Origin of the sequence: Xylanibacter ruminicola (genome assembly GCF_900142525.1) — a bacterium.
GTDB lineage: Bacteria > Bacteroidota > Bacteroidia > Bacteroidales > Bacteroidaceae > Prevotella > Prevotella ruminicola_A.
Map to the genome: position 1 here is coordinate 22,063 of NZ_FRBD01000011.1, position 16,929 is coordinate 38,991.

Consider the following 16,929-nt stretch of genomic DNA (forward strand, 5'->3'; position numbering starts at 1 on the left):
ATTTTTTAAAAGAATAGTCCGCCGAAACGGACTATCTTTAATCAAATCGCACTGTTTTAGAATGGCAGATCGTCAGATGATCCTTCGCCAGCAGGCTCCTGTGCTGGTGGGAATGGTGACGTTGCTGCAGATGGAGCTGCTACAGAACTCTGAGGAGCTACTGCAGGCTGCTGACCGCGAAGAACATTCCATGCACGAATCTCGTTGAACCAACGTCCGTTATACTCATGAGCATCGATATCAAACTGGATAGTAAGATCTTCGCCCTGCTGAATATTGAACTGCTTGATTTTGTCCTCACCAAACAGACGGAAAACGCATTTGCGTGGATATTGGCCAGGTACTTCGATTACATATTCCTGAGACATCCATGAATTGCCTGTGCGGGCTGAAACGCCACTTTGAGCTGCCATAACGGCGATAATTTTACCTGTTAATTCCATTACTTTTATTGTTTTTATTTGTTTTTATTTGTTGAAATTCTCGTTTTCACTGCGCGAAATTACTAAAAATAGTTTGAATAGAGAAAATTTCTCCTTTTTTTTTTGCTCATTACAACGTTTTTTTGTAATTTTGTACTCAATAATATAATATGTAGAATAATAAAATAACTATAAACTATGCGTTTTACATTATCAAGTACAGCATTGAGCTCTAAGCTCACCGCTCTTTCGAGAGTTATTAACAGTAAGAATGCACTCCCGATTCTGGGCGACTTTTTATTCGAGATTGACAACAATACTTTGTTTCTGACTGCGTCGGATTCAGAGAATGTTATGAAGACTCAGCTCGAACTGACAGAAAGTGACGGCAGCGTTCGTTTTGCTATCGGTAACCACGATATGCTTGAGGCTATCAAAGGTATCTCCGAGCAGCCAATCACATTCGATGTGAACCTGGAGCAGTCTCTCGTTAAGATTAGCTACCAGAACGGTTTGTTCTCGCTACCAATTGATAATGCTGATGAATATCCTGTAGCACAGACAGTTAGCGATTTTGCTAAAATTATTACTTTGCCAAATGCAATCCTTGCTGAGAATATTAATCGTAGCATTTTCGCAACAGCTCAGGATGAACTGCGCCCAGTAATGAATGGTATCTACTTCGACCTGACTGCCGATCATCTGGCTGTAGTAGCATCGGATGGTCATAAGTTGGTTCGTAATAAAGTGTTTACCATTAAGAGCGAAGAGCCATCAGCATTTATCCTTCCAAAGAAACCAGCTAACCTGCTGAAGAATCTGCTTGGAAAAGACGGCGGTGATGTAACCATCCGTTTTGACGAACGTAATGCGGAGGTTAACTATGGAGACGGTGTGCTTCAGTGTCGTCTGATTGAGGGTCGCTACCCTAACTATAACTCTGTAATCCCACAGAATAACCCTAACGAGGTTCGTGTAGACCGTCTTGGTCTGCTGGCAGCTCTGCGTCGTGTACAGCCATTTGCTAACGATTCGAGCAATTTGGTAAGATTCCACGTTGAAGGCTCTACACTGCAGCTCGATGCAGAAGACTTCGACTTCTCAAAGACTGCTACCGAGCGCATGACCTGCGATTATAATGGAATACCTATGAGCATCGGTTTCAAAGGTAATGCGTTTATCGAGGTTTTGAGCAATATCGACTGCCCAGATGTTCTTATTCAGCTGGCTGATGCAAGTCGTGCAGGACTTGTACTGCCAAACGAGCAACCAGAGAATCAGGAGGTTGTGATGCTGATGATGCCAATGCTGATTAATAACTAAACAGTGGAGAGGAAGAGAAAGTGAAACTGAATCTTATTAAACCACTGGTTATATTTGACCTGGAGACTACGGGACTTGACTTGGTTAAGGACCGTATTATCCAGATATCATATATTAAAGTTTATCCCGACGGACGCGAGGAACGTGGAAATGAGTTGGTTAACCCTGAGAAGCCCATTGAGCCTATTATTACTCAATTAACGGGTATATCAAACGAGGATGTAAAGGATAAGCCAACTTTTAAGCAGTTAGGTGCCGTATTAGCCGAGAAATTCACAGGATGTGATTTCGCAGGTTTTAATTCAAATCATTTTGATATTCCTTTGCTGGCTGAAGAGTTTCTGCGTGCTGGCATTGACTTTGATTTCAGTAAATGCAAGATGATTGATGCTCAAACCATCTTTCATAAAATGGAGCGTCGTAATCTGGCAGCAGCATATAAGTTCTATTGTGGCCGCAAAATGGAAGATGATTTCGAAGCACATCGTGCCGATCAGGATACCGAGGCTACATATCGCGTACTGATGGGTGAGTTGGATAAGTATGCTCCTGGTGCCAATGAGGATCCAGAAAAGGTGTTGGAGAACGATATGACGAAGCTGGCCGAGTTCTCACGTGTTAATAATAACGTAGACTTTGCTGGTCGTATTGTATGGGGTGAGGTAAAAGACCGTAATGGTAATCCCCTACTCGATGCTGATGGTAATCCCCAACTTACCGAAGTATTTAATTTTGGTAAGCACAAAGGCATTCCTGTTGCCGACGTGTTGCACATAGATCCCGGTTACTATAGCTGGATTCTTGCTGGAGACTTTACCTATAACACCAAACAGGTACTTACCAGAATCCGTCTGCGTGAATCAAAACTTAACGGATGATAAGGAAAGAGGCTTTATTAATAACAATACTTATGCTTGCAGTTCTTGGAATTAATGCTCAGGAACTGCAAGTTAAAGTTAATATTAATCATAGCCAGATTCAAGGAACTGATGCCAGTGTGTTCGAAAATCTGCAACAGACTATGGAACAGTTTCTTAATGAACGCACATGGACTGAACTACAGTTCCAGCAGAACGAGCGTATCCAAGCTACTATCAGCATTACCGTTAACAAGTATCTGCGTGACGAAAACCGTTTTGAGTGTACAGCGCTTATACAAGCTAATCGTCCTGTATACAATTCGGCATATAACTCTACCTTATATAATAATAGAGATGCCAATTTTAACTTTGATTTCCAACAGTTCGACCAACTGAACTTTACCGAAGAGAATGTCGACAATCAGCTGACAGCTCTCCTAGCCTACTACGCTATGCTGATTATAGGGCTCGACCTGGATAGTTTTTCACCGATGGGGGGTACTGATGTACTACAACGCTGTATGGTGTTAGTAAATAATGCTCAGAATCTGGGATTTGCTGGATGGAAATCGTTTGAGGATAACCGTAACCGCTTTGCGGTCATCAATGATTATCTCGACGAGGCAATGAAATCATTCAGGCAGTTACAGTATGATTATTACCGAAAAGGTCTTGACGAGATGGCTAATAATGCTGAAAGAGGCAGAACAGAAATAACTGATGCACTAGAAAATGATTTGCAAAAGGCTCACGCCGACAAACCTCTAAGCTTATTGCCGCAGATATGGACAGACTTCAAGAAAGATGAGTTGGCAAACATCTATAAAGGTAAAGGTACTCAGAAAGAGAAGCAACGCATATATGATATGCTGATGGGGTTAAACGCATCGCAAAACAATAGTTGGGAACAAATCATCAAATAGTAACTATTATGCTTAAGCATTTATATATTAAGAACTTTACGCTGATTGACGAGCTCGATATCTCGCTCTATGAGGGATTCTCGGTTATAACCGGCGAGACTGGAGCTGGTAAAAGTATCATACTTGGTGCCATTGCTTTATTGTTAGGTCAGCGTGCTGATTCAAAAACTATCAAGCAAGGTGCAGACAAGTGTATTATCGAAGCACACTTCGATCTGTCGCGCTACAATCTGCAGCCGTTCTTCGACGAGAACGATATAGAATATGATGCCGACGACTGTATCATACGTCGAGAACTAACTGCAGCAGGAAAGAGTCGTGCTTTTATCAACGATACGCCAGTGGCACTGTCGATGCTAAAGGAGCTTGGCGACCAACTTATGGATGTTCACTCGCAGCATCAGAATCTGTTATTGAACAAACAAGACTTTCAACTGGAGGTTGTAGACATTATTGCTAATGATGCTGCACAACTGGCAAAGTATCAACATACTTATGTTGAATATCAGAAGGCAGAAAAGGAATTGGCAGAAATGATGTTTGCCATAGAGCGTAATCGAGAAAACCGTGACTTTCTGCATTTCCAATTTGAGGAACTTGAGAATGCTCATCTGCAGGAAGGTGAGCAAGAAGAACTGGAGCAACGTAGCGAGACGATGGAACACTCTGAGGATATCAAAAGTGCTCTTTATACTACAGATAATGCTCTGTCGGCCGAACAAGTTGGTGTGATAGAGTCGCTCCGTACATCGCTATCAGCACTGCGTAGCATTGAATCCGTCTATCCAGAAGTAAGTGAGCTGGTAGAGCGTATTGATAGCAGCTATATCGACCTGAAGGACATCAGTCAGGAGATTAGCAGTCTTCTTGAATCGGTTGACTTTGATCCAGCAGAACTTGATCAAGTAAATAATCGCTTGGACAGAATTTACGAATTAGAGAAAAAGTACCACGTAGATACAGTAGAAGAACTGATTGCTAAGCGCGATGAGTTACATCTGCAATTGGAGGCGATTGAAAATGGCGATGAATCGTTGGATGCTCTCAAAGCACGTAGGCATGAGTTAGAGACTCAGGCACGTAAGGAGGCTGATACACTGACAAATCTACGCGCAAAAGCAGCAAAGACAATTGAGTTAGAAATGCAGAAGCGACTGGTTCCATTAGGAATGCCACATGTAAGGTTTAGTATACAGCTCAATCCTATTGAACTTGGTGCAAATGGTGCCGATAAGGTTTCGTTCCTCTTCAGCGCCAATACCTCTACCCCACTCCAACCTGTGTCTCAGGTAGCATCGGGAGGAGAGATAGCTCGTGTTATGCTTTCACTTAAAGCCATGATCAGCGGTGCTGTAAAGCTACCGACAATCATCTTTGACGAGATTGATACCGGTGTCAGCGGAAAGACTGCAGAAATGATGGCTCAGATTATGAAAGAGATGGGTGGTCATGGGCGACAAGTTATCAGTATCACGCACCTGCCACAGATTGCTGCACTTGGTTCTGTACACTATAAAGTAGAGAAAAATGAAACAGCTAGTGGGACAACAAGTAAGATGCGCCAGCTTGATGATAAAGAACGTGTACGTGAGATAGCCCAAATGCTTAGTGGTAGTGATATATCAGAAGCCGCCATACAGAATGCAAAAGAATTACTCAAAACAATAACAAATTAAAAACAATATTTCGATGAACAAGGATTTTTTTGTTAGATGGATAAAAATTATACTCTTACTTTTCTTCTTCTTGCCCTTAATGGCAAAGTCTCAGCCAAGTTGGGTGAAGAAGGCAACAAAATCAGTATTCACTCTGAAGACCTTTGCCGATGACGGCTCTCTCATCGGTAGTAGCAATGGTTTCTTTACCAGTGCTAATGGTGATGCTGTTAGTAACTACACGCCATTCAAGGGTGCATCGCGAGCCGTGGTTATAGATGCCACCGGTAAGGAGCTACCTGTAGTAAGTATTGTTGGTGTTAATGATATGTATGATGTGGTTAAATTCCGTGTAAGCGGCAAAACGCAGCCACTCATTATTAGTTCGACAACAACTCCTGTTGGCTCACAAGTTTGGTTATTACCTTATCACGAAGTGAAGAATGTTCCTGTGGGAACTGTTCGCAAGGCAGAGACGTTTCAGAAAGAATACGAGTATTATACCATAGCAATGACAATGCCTGCCAATACCGTAAGTACACCGCTAATTAATCAGGCCGGTGAGGTTGTGGGTATGATGCAACAGCCTGCCAATGATAAAGATACACTTAACTATGCTGTTAGTGCGCGTTTTGCTGATTCACTCAAAATATCTGGTTTTGGAATGAATGAGGCAACACTGCTACTGACTAAAATCAAAAAGGAGTTACCTGATAACATCAAAGATGCAGTGTTGGCTCTATACATGGCCAGCAGTCGTCAGGATTCTGCGACCTATGCTAGTCTTGTTGAAGATTTCATTCAGAAGTTTCCAAAGGCAGCAGATGGATATCTGTATCGTGCCCAGTTGAAGGCAAACGAGAATGATTTTGCTGCTGCCGAGAACAATATGGAGATTGCTATCAAGAATTCTACCCAGAAAGATGATATTTATTATAATTATGCGCGCATGATTTATAACAAGAATCTTTTCCGGGCTGATAAACCTTACGACAGTTGGTCGCTGGATAAGGCTCTTGAACAGATTCGCCTGGCTTACACCCTTAATCCACAGCCCACGTATCGCCAACTGGAGGCAAACATCCTATTCGGACAGAAGAAATACAACGAGGCTTATGATATTTTCATGCAGCTTACCAGTAGCAATCTTAACGGGCCTGAATTGTATTTCAGTGCAGCACGTTGTAAAGAAATGCTTAAGGATTCGACAGCGATGCTGGCCCTACTTGATAGTACAATGAATTGTTTTACCAAGCCTTATCTCAAGGAGGCTGCTCCCTATTTATGGGCTCGTGCTCAGGCTCGTATGCAGGCTAAGAAGTATCGTGAGGCAGTAGCTGATATGAACGATTACGAGGAACTGATGATGGCAAACATTAATGATAACTTCTATTATATCCGTCATCAAGCTGAAGTTGAGGGACGACTTTATCAGCAGGCTTTAAACGATATTACTCGTGCCATCGTGATGAATCCTAAGGAGTCATTCTATTATGCTGAAAAAGCTTCTCTAGAGGTTCGCGTAGGATTATATGACAAGGCTATTGCTACAGCTAAAGAAAGCCTTACTGTAGATCCTAACGATAGCGACGGTTACCTGTTCTTAGGTGTTGCCCAATGCCTTAAAGGAAACAAGAAAGAGGGAATAGCCAATTTGCAAAAGGCAAAAGAATTGGGAAATCTTCAAGCTGATAAGCTAATAGAGAAATATAAATAAAAAAATCTCTCCCCAATCAGGGAGAGATTTTTTATTTAGAATGGTAGTGGTCCATCTTCCATTGGTGGTGGTAATGGATTGTCTTCACCATTAACTTTCGAACCTATAATTTCTCCTCCGCCTATTGGAGCACGATTATCAACGGTCTTGTCTTCAGGATTCTCAAAGCGTGTAAACTCACCACGGAATGTAAGTAAGACATCACCCGTTGCACCTTTACGATGCTTGGCAATGATAATCTGGGCCATGCCATGCAAGTCGCGACCATTATCATCTTGATAAATATGATAATACTCTGGACGATGCACGAATAATACCATATCCGCATCCTGCTCGATAGCTCCTGATTCACGCAAATCGGACAATTGGGGGCGCTTACCCTCAAGGCCTTCACGACTCTCAACGCCACGGTTAAGCTGACTAAGTGCTAAGATAGGAATGTTCAGTTCCTTGGCAAGACCTTTAAGTGAACGTGAAATAGTTGAAACTTCTTCCTGTCGGCTGCTGAATCGCATGCCATTTGCATTCATCAGCTGCAAATAGTCAATCATAATCAGTTTAATGCCATGCTCACGAACTAGTCGGCGTGCCTTTGTTCTTAGTTCGAATACCGATAGACCTGGTGTGTCGTCAACATACAAAGGTGCTCCCAGCAGGTTATTGATATTCTTATCCAGTCTCTCCCACTCGTCTCGTTGCAGTTGTCCGTTCAGAATCTTAGAACCTTGAATCTCGCACGCATTCGAAATCAATCGGTTAACTAGCTGAACGTTTGACATTTCAAGAGAGAAGAAAGCCATAGGTGTACGTAGGTCGGCAGCTATGTTTTTGGCCATCGACAAAGCAAACGATGTTTTACCCATCGCAGGACGTCCTGCAATAATTACCAAGTCGGAAGGTTGCCAACCACTAGTAATATCATCAAGCTTAAAGTATCCTGTTGATACACCTGTAAGTCCATCTGTGTTCTTGGCTGCATCTTGTATTCCTTTTACTGCCAGTGCAATAACAGGGTCGATAGCAGTATAGTCTTTCTTCATATTGTGCTGAGACAGTTCAAACAACGAACCTTCAGCCTCCTGCATGAGATCTTCTACATCGATTGTTTCGTCAAAAGCTTTCGTCTGTATTGAACTTGCGAACGAAATAAGCTGACGTGCCAGCGATTTTTGTGCTATAATATTAGCGTGATACTCGATATTTGCAGAAGTTGCAACGCCAGAACTGAGTTCTGCTATATATCCTGGGCCGCCTACCTGTTCCAATTTGCCCATCTTTGCCAACATGTCGGCAACTGTGAGCATATCAACAGGTTTCTCCTCCATACTCAAGTCACGGATGGCTGTATATACCATCTGGTTTCTTGGTTCGTAGAAACTTTCAGGGCGCAATATTTCACACACTATCGCATATGCGTCCTTATCAATCATTAGTGCACCAAGTACAGCCCTTTCTATATCAGTAGCCTGCGGCTGCAGATGCCCCAAACTAGGATCAAGTGGCTGTGTGGCCTTTTTTCTTCTATTATTTGTTTGTTCTGCCATATATTTTTATTATTTTTCTTTTAGCACAGGAAGAGACAAGTGGTAACGAACTGCCAAGAAACGTATCAGGCAGGTAACGGCAAAGCTTATTCCTGCACTAACCTCTGCAGGCATGCCTAATTCTGCAAGTCCCCAATACGCTATACCGCCTATAACGCAAGCCATAGCATAAATCTCTTTATGAAATATTACAGGCTCATTGTTAAGCAGTACATCGCGGATAACGCCACCAGCTGAGCCCGTAATGCAACCCATGATAATGGCAACCCAGAAAGGCTGACCGAAAGCTAGACTCTTCTGTATTCCCGCTATGGTGAAAAGCGCCAGACCCAATGTGTCGAACACAAACCACGCATTCTTTAACGGCTCCATCCATTTTCCAAATACCACAACAGTTATCAGGGCTACTGCAGTACATATTAAATATATAGGGTTAGTCATCCAGAATGGTGTAGTACTCAACATTACGTCGCGAATAGTACCGCCACCGATTGCAACAGCAACCCCGCATACATAACCTCCAAACCAATCGAAATGCTTGGCGGCCGCATGTCTAATACCCGAAATGGCAAAGGCAAACGTACCCAGCAGTTCTATTATACCTATAATGAATCCTTGCTCCACTCTCTAAATTCTTATATCTATATTTTTAATCCTCGTATCTTTTTCCCCAATAATTTACCATCCGTTGATACATTTTCTCTTCAGTTGGGTTATGCTGTCCGTGCCAAATGCGTTCGTCTTGTAACTCGTCGGGCATATATTGCTGAGGAGTAAAATGACCGGCAAAGTCGTGTGGGTATTTATACCCGTCGTGATAACCTAAATCTTTCATCAATTTAGTAGGAGCATTCCTAATTGGCAGTGGCACAGGCTGATTACCTGTACGGCGTACTAATTCGAGTGCAGTGTCAACGCCTAGATATGCACTATTACTCTTTGGAGAAGTGGCCAGATATACTGTAGCCTCGGCCAGAGGAATTCTGCCTTCTGGCCATCCTATCTTCATCACAGCGTCAAATGCAGCATTTGCTAGGAGCAATGCGTTGGGGTTTGCCAATCCAATATCCTCGCTAGCGCTTATAACTAGTCGGCGTGCAATGAATTGCGGGTCTTCGCCCCCTTCAATCATACGGGCAAGCCAATATAATGCAGCATCAGGATCACTACCACGTATACTCTTGATGAAAGCTGAGATAATATCATAGTGCATCTCGCCATCCTTATCGTATGCCAACGGGTTCTGCTGCAGCCGATTTACCACCTTTTCATCGGTTATCAATACCTCATCTTCTGCTTCAGCTTCTACAACTAATTCTAAGATATTCAGTAATTTACGCGCATCTCCTCCGCTGTATCTAAGCATAGCATTGGTCTCCTGAAGTGTGATGTTCCGTTCCTTCAGTATGGCATCGCAGTGTATGGCTCTATCTATCAATTTCAGCAGGTCGTCCTTTTCCAACGATTTCAGAACATAGAGCTGACAGCGCGACAAAAGCGGTCTGATAACCTCGAAAGATGGGTTCTCGGTAGTAGCGCCTATCAGCGTTACTATACCCTTTTCTACCGCTCCTAGCAGCGAGTCTTGCTGCGATTTCGAAAAGCGGTGAATCTCATCTATAAATAAAATAGGTGATGCTTCGTTGAAGAATCTGCCCTTTTGCGCCTTCTCAATCACATCGCGTACATCTTTTACTCCGCTTGTTACAGCAGATAATGTGTAAAAAGGTGTTTCTAATCGGTTGGCAATGATTTGAGCTAGTGTTGTTTTGCCCACTCCTGGGGGGCCCCAAAGTATAAACGACGGTATGCGTCCTGCGTCAATCATTTTACGCAGAACTGCTCCTTCGCCTACCAGATGTTCTTGTCCAATATACTCATCTAATGTGCGAGGACGTAGTCTTTCAGCCAGTGGTTGTGCCATATTCGGGCACAAAGTTACGTTAAATTGCGAAATTTACAAAAAATAATAGCTAAAAACTTGCTAATAAAAAATAAAGTGGTTACATTTGCACAAAAATTAGTAGAATAATATGGCAAGAACAAAACAACAACAACCGGAAAGTAATCCGTCATTATCAATTAAGAGTGTAACAAAGAGTAGTGTTTGGGATATCCAAGAAAACGATGTTATCCGTATGTGGGAGGCTGCATGTAAGGATGCTGAAGTAAAGGAAAATGTTAAGCACTACCTTCAGATTTTCAAAAGTGCATTCTTCGTCGAGGATCTTCGAGAAGATTCTGCTCCAATTCGTAAAAGTTTTGAGGCTCGTGGATATAAGGTCGCAGTCATTAAGTTTGATGATAGCATGAAGTTTATCTGGGCTATTAAGAAACGCCCAATTTCGCGCGTAACGGACCTTACTTATGAGAATATTCGTCACATCACAGCAACACAGCTGCTCGAGGTAATTGATCGTAACTTTGGTGGCGGCTGGGATTCTTTGTCACAGTCAGTTCAAGACGTCATTCAGAGTGGTTTTGACATATCGACAACAACTCTGCCTAAGGATCGCCTACATAAGAAAGGTGGTATGTATGAAAAGAAAGTTGAAGATGGTTATGAAGTACTTGAAGTTGCCAAGGGTGGATGGGTTGAAGCGATTTTCGCTAAACTTAAACCCGAAGAAATTAAACTGCGTATGCAGATTAAGAATGGTGACGATGATTTTAACGAAGAGGACGATGACTCTGACGTAGTTGTTGAAGATAACTATAGTTCGCACGATGAAGAAGATGAGGAGGTAGATGGTCCAAACGACGATGATATCACTGAGGACAACTACTCTACGATGATGGATCTTGGTGGCGAAGAAGATGAAGAGGCTGCTGAGCTCATCGACTTCTCTGAGGAGTAATCCAATGAGCGATATTTCCTAATCAACAAATCCAATAAAACTAAAACCTATTATGATGATTCCCAACGTTTTCTGGCTAGTGCCCGTCGCATCGATTGTGGCACTAGGCATGGCGTATTACTTCTTCACTCAGATGATGAAGGCTGACGAGGGTACGCCACGAATGAAAGAGATTGCGCTCTATGTGCGCAAAGGTGCAATGGCTTATCTCAAGCAGCAGTACAAGGTCGTAGGCATTGTTTTTGCGGTGCTCTGTGTACTGTTTGCCTTTATGGCCTACGGACTTAATGTCCAGAACCCCTGGGTTCCATTCGCCTTCCTCACAGGCGGTTTCTTCTCTGGCTTGGCAGGTTTCTTCGGTATGAAGACAGCAACTTATGCCTCTGCCCGCACAGCTAATGCTGCCCGCGAGAGTCTTGATGCAGGTTTGAAGATTGCCTTCCGTTCTGGCGCTGTTATGGGTCTCACCGTAGTAGGTCTTGGTCTGCTCGATATCGCTATCTGGTTCATTGTGCTTAATCACTTCGATGCCGATGGCCTTATCTCTATCACCACCACCATGCTTACCTTTGGTATGGGTGCATCGTGCCAGGCACTGTTTGCTCGAGTTGGTGGCGGAATCTATACCAAGGCGGCTGATGTTGGTGCCGATATCGTTGGTAAGGTTGAAGCCGATATCCCTGAGGATGATCCACGTAATCCTGCTACGATTGCCGATAACGTAGGTGATAATGTGGGTGATGTGGCAGGAATGGGTGCTGATCTCTATGAGAGTTATTGTGGATCTGTGCTCAGTACTGCTGCTCTTGGTGCTGCAGCCTTTGGTGTAGCAGGACTCGATATTCAGCTTAAAGCTGTTATTGCTCCAATGCTGATTGCTGCTGTTGGCGTATTCCTCTCTCTGTTAGGCATATTTCTGGTTCGTACAAAGGAGGGAGCTACCATGAAGGATTTGCTACGTTCACTCTCTGTTGGTACTAACGTCAGTGCTGTGCTCATAGCGGCAGCTACCTTTGTCATTCTGTATCTGCTTGGTATCGAGAATTGGCTCGGACTTTCGTTCTCAGTAATATCTGGACTTGCTGCTGGCGTGATTATCGGTCAGGCCACCGAATATTATACTTCTCACTCTTACAAACCCACCCAACAGATTTCTGAGGCTGGACAGACAGGTGCGGCTACCGTTATCATCAAGGGTATTGGCACAGGTATGATTTCTACTTGTATACCTGTTATTACTATTGGTGTTGCCATTATGCTCAGCTACCTTTGTGCTAACGGGTTCGATCTTTCTATGTCATCCGAATCGTTGGCTCACGGTCTTTATGGTATTGGTATTGCTGCTGTAGGTATGTTGTCAACTCTTGGCATCACATTGGCTACCGATGCTTATGGTCCTATAGCTGATAACGCTGGAGGAAATGCTGAGATGTCGAGTCTTGGCGAGGAGGTTCGTCACCGAACTGATGCTCTCGATGCTCTTGGAAATACCACTGCTGCCACTGGTAAGGGTTTTGCCATTGGATCGGCTGCTCTCACTGCTCTAGCACTGCTGGCATCTTATATTGAGGAAATCAAAATTGCTATGGCCCGAGCTAATGTTGCAATGGAGAATCTGCAAGGCGATGTAATCTCGGCTGCCGATGCAAATATTCCAGACTTCATGAACTTCTTCCAGGTCAACCTCATGAATCCTAAGGTTCTGGTTGGTGCCTTTATCGGTGCTATGGCCGCCTTCTTGTTCTGTGGTATGACGATGGAAGCTGTGGGTCGTGCAGCTGAAAAGATGGTACAAGAGGTTCGTCGCCAGTTCCGCGAGATTGCTGGCATCCTTGAGGGTACAGGCACTCCCGATTATGGTCGTTGCGTTGAGATTTCAACCCGTGCTGCTCAGCACGAAATGATAGTTCCATCCGTACTAGCCATCATCATTCCTATCATCGTGGGTTGCGTGCTTGGTGTGGCAGGTGTACTCGGATTGCTGGTTGGCGGTCTGGCTGGAGGCTTTACCCTGGCTGTGTTCATGGCCAATGCCGGCGGTGCATGGGATAATGCCAAGAAGAATATCGAAGAGGGTAACTATGGTGGTAAGGGCTCGTTTGCCCACAAGGCCTGCATCGTTGGCGACACCGTTGGCGACCCATTCAAAGATACTTCAGGCCCATCACTCAACATTCTGATCAAACTCATGTCGATGGTTAGCATCGTCATGGCAGGTCTTACCGTAGCATTTATGTAATCAAAAAAAATTATTATAATGAGAAACAAAACACGAAGAAACGAAGAAACGAAGGTCAGTGCTAAGTGTATTAAAAAACTTCGCATCTTCGTATCTTCGTGTTCATTAATCCTATTTCTGCTTTGCACGCTCAGTGCACAAGGTCAGACCTTTTTTTCTCAAGCTATTCCCGATAGTGTGTGGGCAACCATGCAGGGCCGCACCTGGCACGATAATCCTTACATTAGCCGGGCCGACCTGCGCTATCTGCGTATATCGCATTACGACCTTGAGGGCCGCACTCATGTGGGAGAACTCATTTGCAACAAGTTGATTGCCGATAAGTTGATAACCATCTTTCGCGAACTGTATCGCGCCCACTACCCTATCCAGCAGATGCGCCTGCCCGATAACTATGGAGCCGACGACGAACGGCAGATGCGAGCTAACAACACCAGCTGCTTCTGCTATCGTAACGTGTCGGGGTCAAAAAAACTGTCGAAACATGCACGTGGATTGGCCATTGATATCAATCCACTTTATAATCCTTATGTCAGGAACAGCAAGAAGGATGGTAGTCAGATAGTAGAGCCCGCTACAAGCAAGCCTTACGTTGACCGCAAGGCCGACTTCCCTTATAAAATCACTACCAGTGATCTCTGCTATAAGCTATTTATCAAGCACGGATTCAGCTGGGGGGGCACTTGGCGCACTATGAAAGATTATCAGCACTTCGAGTTCCGCTTGTAAGCCTGCATTACCCTGAATCCGTAGTCAAGTATAACTGCTGATTCCACAAACCTGCTTCTGAAACTTCGACTGTTCAATAGCACTAATGTTAGTGTTATTCCGTCGCGTGTAGCCTGTGATGCTAGGCAGTATCCAGCTTGGCGTGTAAAACCTGTTTTTATTCCTGTGCACCCCTCGTAGGTATGTATCAGCGCATTGCTATTGCGGCAGTCCAGATGTCGACCGTCCATCATTGGTATCTGTTTTTCGGCAGTACCAACTATGGCGGCAAAGGCGCTATCACGCATGCAGTATCTTGCTAGCTTTATCAGGTCGGCAGCACTGCTGAAGTTATTATCGTTAGGCATACCGTTAGGATTGGCAAAGTGAGTGCTATCCATCCCTAAATACATAGCTTTGCGGTTCATCATGTCATAGAATGACAACGTGTCGCCAGCCACATGCTTAGCTAATGCATAGGCGGCGTCATTGTCACTTATCATCATCATTTCTGTTATCAGGTCTTCCATCAGGAAAGCGTAGCCTGGTTTTACACGACTATCTTTATTAATATACATATCCTTGGTTATCTCGATAGTGTCAGTCATTGTACCATTCTCAAGTGCTAACAATGCTGTCATCATCTTTGTAATTGAAGCCATATATCGCTTGCAATATGCGTTTTTGGCTGAAATCACGATACCTGTAGTATCATCTACAAGTATCCAAGCATCAGCGGTTAATGAGTCGAGTTTATGGTGTCCCTCTATTGTATCAGGGTTAACTATCATCAACAATTCTATGGTGTCCAAGCGACTTATTTCTTCTAAACGTATCTGTTCAGGTGTTTTGTATGGTTTAGATTCTTTCTGTAAACCACATGATGCTAACATTGTTGTCAGCATCATCATAAATAATACAATATATATTTTTTTCATTTTGGTATTTTCTTATTTTTGAGCAGAAGTAACATTAATATCATCTCTGTACAAAAATAGTATTATCAGAGGTGTTTTAGTGTTCGTGGATAATAATCTTGATTTTAGAAATACGATGGCCATCTATTGCTGTTGGCTCAAAAGTAAAGTTCTTATAGTCTAAATGCTCATGCAACTCAGGGAAGTCACCTTTTATTTCTAGCAACAATCCTGCCAATGAGTCGGCATCTCCCTCTACATCATCAAATATTTCGTCATCAATATCAAGAATCTTATAGAAATCACTTAATAATGTCTTACCCTCAAAAATGTATGTATTAGCATTTATACGAGTATAAGTCTTCTCTTCTTCATCATATTCATCATTAATCTCACCAACGATTTCTTCAAGTATATCCTCGAGGGTTATGATTCCGCTAGTACCTCCAAATTCATCAACTACGATGGCTATATGTACCTTATTTGCCTGAAATTCGCGAAGAAGATCGTCAATTTTCTTAGTCTCTGGAACAAAATATGGTGGACGTATAAGCGACTGCCAACGGAAGTTGGCCGGTTTAGAAATATGTGGCAAAAGATCTTTAATATAAAGAATTCCACGAATATTATCGATTGTATTCTGATATACTGGTATACGCGAATAATTGTTTTCTACGATACATTTCAATACATCAGAGAATGGTAATGAAAAATCTATATCAACAACGTCTTGACGGGAGGTCATAACCTCCTTTGCAGTTTCATCACCAAATCGCACAATACCCTCAAGCATGTTTTTCTCATCCTTGAGTTCGTCTTCATCGGTAAGTTCGAGGGCTTGTTCAAGATCGTCGACAGATAAAGCATGGTTTTCCATCTGCACCACTCTCTCGGCAATAATACCAGAGCGAATAAGAACAGATGAAAGCGGATAAAAGATCTTACGAAGTACCATTATACTGCCTGCAACGTGACGACAGAAGAAAAGAGCTCGTTGACCTGCATATACTTTAGGCATTATTTCGCCAAATAGTAGCAACAAAAAAGTTAATAAAACAGTAATAACAATAAACTGTAACCAATAAGCTTCACCAAAATCAATGATATTGGCAAAGAAATAGTTACATAACATGATAATAGTTACGTTGACTAAATTATTTGTTATTAAGATGGTCGCTAATGTGCGTTCGGAATCCTGGCGTAATTGTGTTATTTTACGATCAGAATCGTTTTTATCGACATCCAATTCACTTAAATCAGTGGGCGTAAGCGAATAAAATGCAATCTCAGACCCCGAAGCAAAGCCAGAGAATATAAGTAAAATTGCTGCTATAATAATAGCTATCAATGGTCCCCATGTAGGAACATTGACAGTTACTTCACTCAGTAGCGGTTGAAGATAATCCATTTTCTGATTTTGGTGAAAGCATTTCCATATTATCAGCCCATATCTCAGTGGCGTATCGACGTTGTCCTTGCTTATCGTCGTAAGTCGTATAACGTATACGTCCTTCTATGTAAAGCTTATCGCCTTTATGTACATACTTCTCGACAATCTCAGCTAATCTACGCCATAAAATTACATTATGCCAATCGGTATGATCAGGTACCTGAGTACCGTTTTGAAGTGTATATCCTCGTTCAGTGGTGGCCAATCGTATACGAGCCACGGCTACCCCCTGATCAACATATTTGATTTCTGGCTCTTGTCCCACATTGCCGATAAGCATTACTTTATTCATAATAAAAGCATTTAGATGATG

Annotated in this window: 15 protein-coding genes; 8 read left to right on the top strand and 7 right to left on the bottom strand. The window is 43.0% G+C overall.

The features are described 5' to 3' along the window. Positions 1-56: 56 nt before the first annotated feature. On the bottom strand, positions 57-443 hold the full coding sequence (locus BUB86_RS08095; protein ID WP_073208153.1) for a DUF3127 domain-containing protein: 387 nt from the start codon (positions 441-443) through the stop codon (positions 57-59). A gap of 177 nt (positions 444-620) precedes the next feature. Between BUB86_RS08095 and dnaN the strand changes: the two genes are divergently transcribed. From dnaN to BUB86_RS08120, 5 genes are all read left to right on the top strand, one after another. Further along, the gene (gene dnaN / locus BUB86_RS08100; protein WP_073208157.1) at positions 621-1,745 is read left to right on the top strand and encodes a DNA polymerase III subunit beta; all 1,125 of its coding nucleotides are present in this window, start codon (positions 621-623) and stop codon (positions 1,743-1,745) included. A 20-nt stretch (positions 1,746-1,765) separates the two neighbouring features. Further along, on the top strand, positions 1,766-2,623 hold the full coding sequence (locus tag BUB86_RS08105; protein ID WP_073208159.1) for a 3'-5' exonuclease: 858 nt from the start codon (positions 1,766-1,768) through the stop codon (positions 2,621-2,623). 32 nt (positions 2,624-2,655) lie between these two features. Beyond that, entirely contained in the window at positions 2,656-3,528 is an 873-nt protein-coding gene (locus BUB86_RS08110; protein ID WP_254795127.1) for a DUF4835 family protein, read from the top strand. A gap of 8 nt (positions 3,529-3,536) precedes the next feature. Continuing rightward, on the top strand, positions 3,537-5,204 hold the full coding sequence (recN, locus tag BUB86_RS08115) for a DNA repair protein RecN (RefSeq protein ID WP_073208165.1): 1,668 nt from the start codon (positions 3,537-3,539) through the stop codon (positions 5,202-5,204). Positions 5,205-5,283: 79 nt separating this feature from the next. Further along, positions 5,284-6,900 (top strand): serine protease, encoded by a 1,617-nt coding sequence (locus BUB86_RS08120; RefSeq protein WP_081373164.1) that lies wholly within the window; start codon positions 5,284-5,286, stop codon positions 6,898-6,900. A 35-nt stretch (positions 6,901-6,935) separates the two neighbouring features. Here BUB86_RS08120 and dnaB read toward each other — a convergent pair whose 3' ends face one another. From dnaB to BUB86_RS08135, 3 genes are read right to left on the bottom strand one after another with little or no spacing between them, the layout of a single operon-like run. Further along, positions 6,936-8,444 (bottom strand): replicative DNA helicase, encoded by a 1,509-nt coding sequence (dnaB, locus tag BUB86_RS08125; RefSeq protein WP_073208169.1) that lies wholly within the window; start codon positions 8,442-8,444, stop codon positions 6,936-6,938. 9 nt (positions 8,445-8,453) lie between these two features. Beyond that, positions 8,454-9,068 carry a trimeric intracellular cation channel family protein gene (locus BUB86_RS08130; RefSeq protein WP_073208171.1) on the bottom strand — a complete coding sequence of 205 codons (615 nt, stop codon included), beginning with the start codon at positions 9,066-9,068 and terminating at the stop codon, positions 8,454-8,456. A 25-nt stretch (positions 9,069-9,093) separates the two neighbouring features. After that, complete coding sequence (locus BUB86_RS08135) at positions 9,094-10,368, bottom strand: replication-associated recombination protein A (RefSeq protein ID WP_073208173.1); 1,275 nt, start codon at positions 10,366-10,368, stop codon at positions 9,094-9,096. A 109-nt stretch (positions 10,369-10,477) separates the two neighbouring features. On the opposite strand from BUB86_RS08135, the gene BUB86_RS08140 reads away from it, so the two are divergent. From BUB86_RS08140 to BUB86_RS08150, 3 genes are read left to right on the top strand one after another with little or no spacing between them, the layout of a single operon-like run. Then, positions 10,478-11,302 carry a hypothetical protein gene (locus BUB86_RS08140; RefSeq protein ID WP_073208176.1) on the top strand — a complete coding sequence of 275 codons (825 nt, stop codon included), beginning with the start codon at positions 10,478-10,480 and terminating at the stop codon, positions 11,300-11,302. A 49-nt stretch (positions 11,303-11,351) separates the two neighbouring features. Continuing rightward, positions 11,352-13,541, top strand: coding sequence for a sodium-translocating pyrophosphatase (locus BUB86_RS08145; RefSeq protein WP_139261523.1), 2,190 nt, complete (start codon positions 11,352-11,354; stop codon positions 13,539-13,541). A gap of 18 nt (positions 13,542-13,559) precedes the next feature. After that, positions 13,560-14,270, top strand: coding sequence for a M15 family metallopeptidase (locus tag BUB86_RS08150; RefSeq protein WP_081373165.1), 711 nt, complete (start codon positions 13,560-13,562; stop codon positions 14,268-14,270). On the opposite strand, the gene BUB86_RS08155 is transcribed toward BUB86_RS08150, so the two are convergent. From BUB86_RS08155 to BUB86_RS08165, 3 genes are all read right to left on the bottom strand, one after another. Next, positions 14,246-15,187 carry a D-alanyl-D-alanine carboxypeptidase family protein gene (locus tag BUB86_RS08155; RefSeq protein ID WP_081373166.1) on the bottom strand — a complete coding sequence of 314 codons (942 nt, stop codon included), beginning with the start codon at positions 15,185-15,187 and terminating at the stop codon, positions 14,246-14,248. The genes BUB86_RS08150 and BUB86_RS08155 overlap by 25 nt on opposite strands. A 76-nt stretch (positions 15,188-15,263) precedes the next feature. Beyond that, positions 15,264-16,574: a gliding motility-associated protein GldE gene (gene gldE / locus BUB86_RS08160; protein ID WP_073208182.1), complete on the bottom strand. Its 1,311-nt coding sequence runs from the start codon at positions 16,572-16,574 to the stop codon at positions 15,264-15,266. After that, positions 16,546-16,908, bottom strand: coding sequence for a single-stranded DNA-binding protein (locus tag BUB86_RS08165; RefSeq protein ID WP_073208185.1), 363 nt, complete (start codon positions 16,906-16,908; stop codon positions 16,546-16,548). Before BUB86_RS08165 ends, gldE begins: the two co-directional genes overlap by 29 nt. Positions 16,909-16,929: the final 21 nt, after the last annotated feature.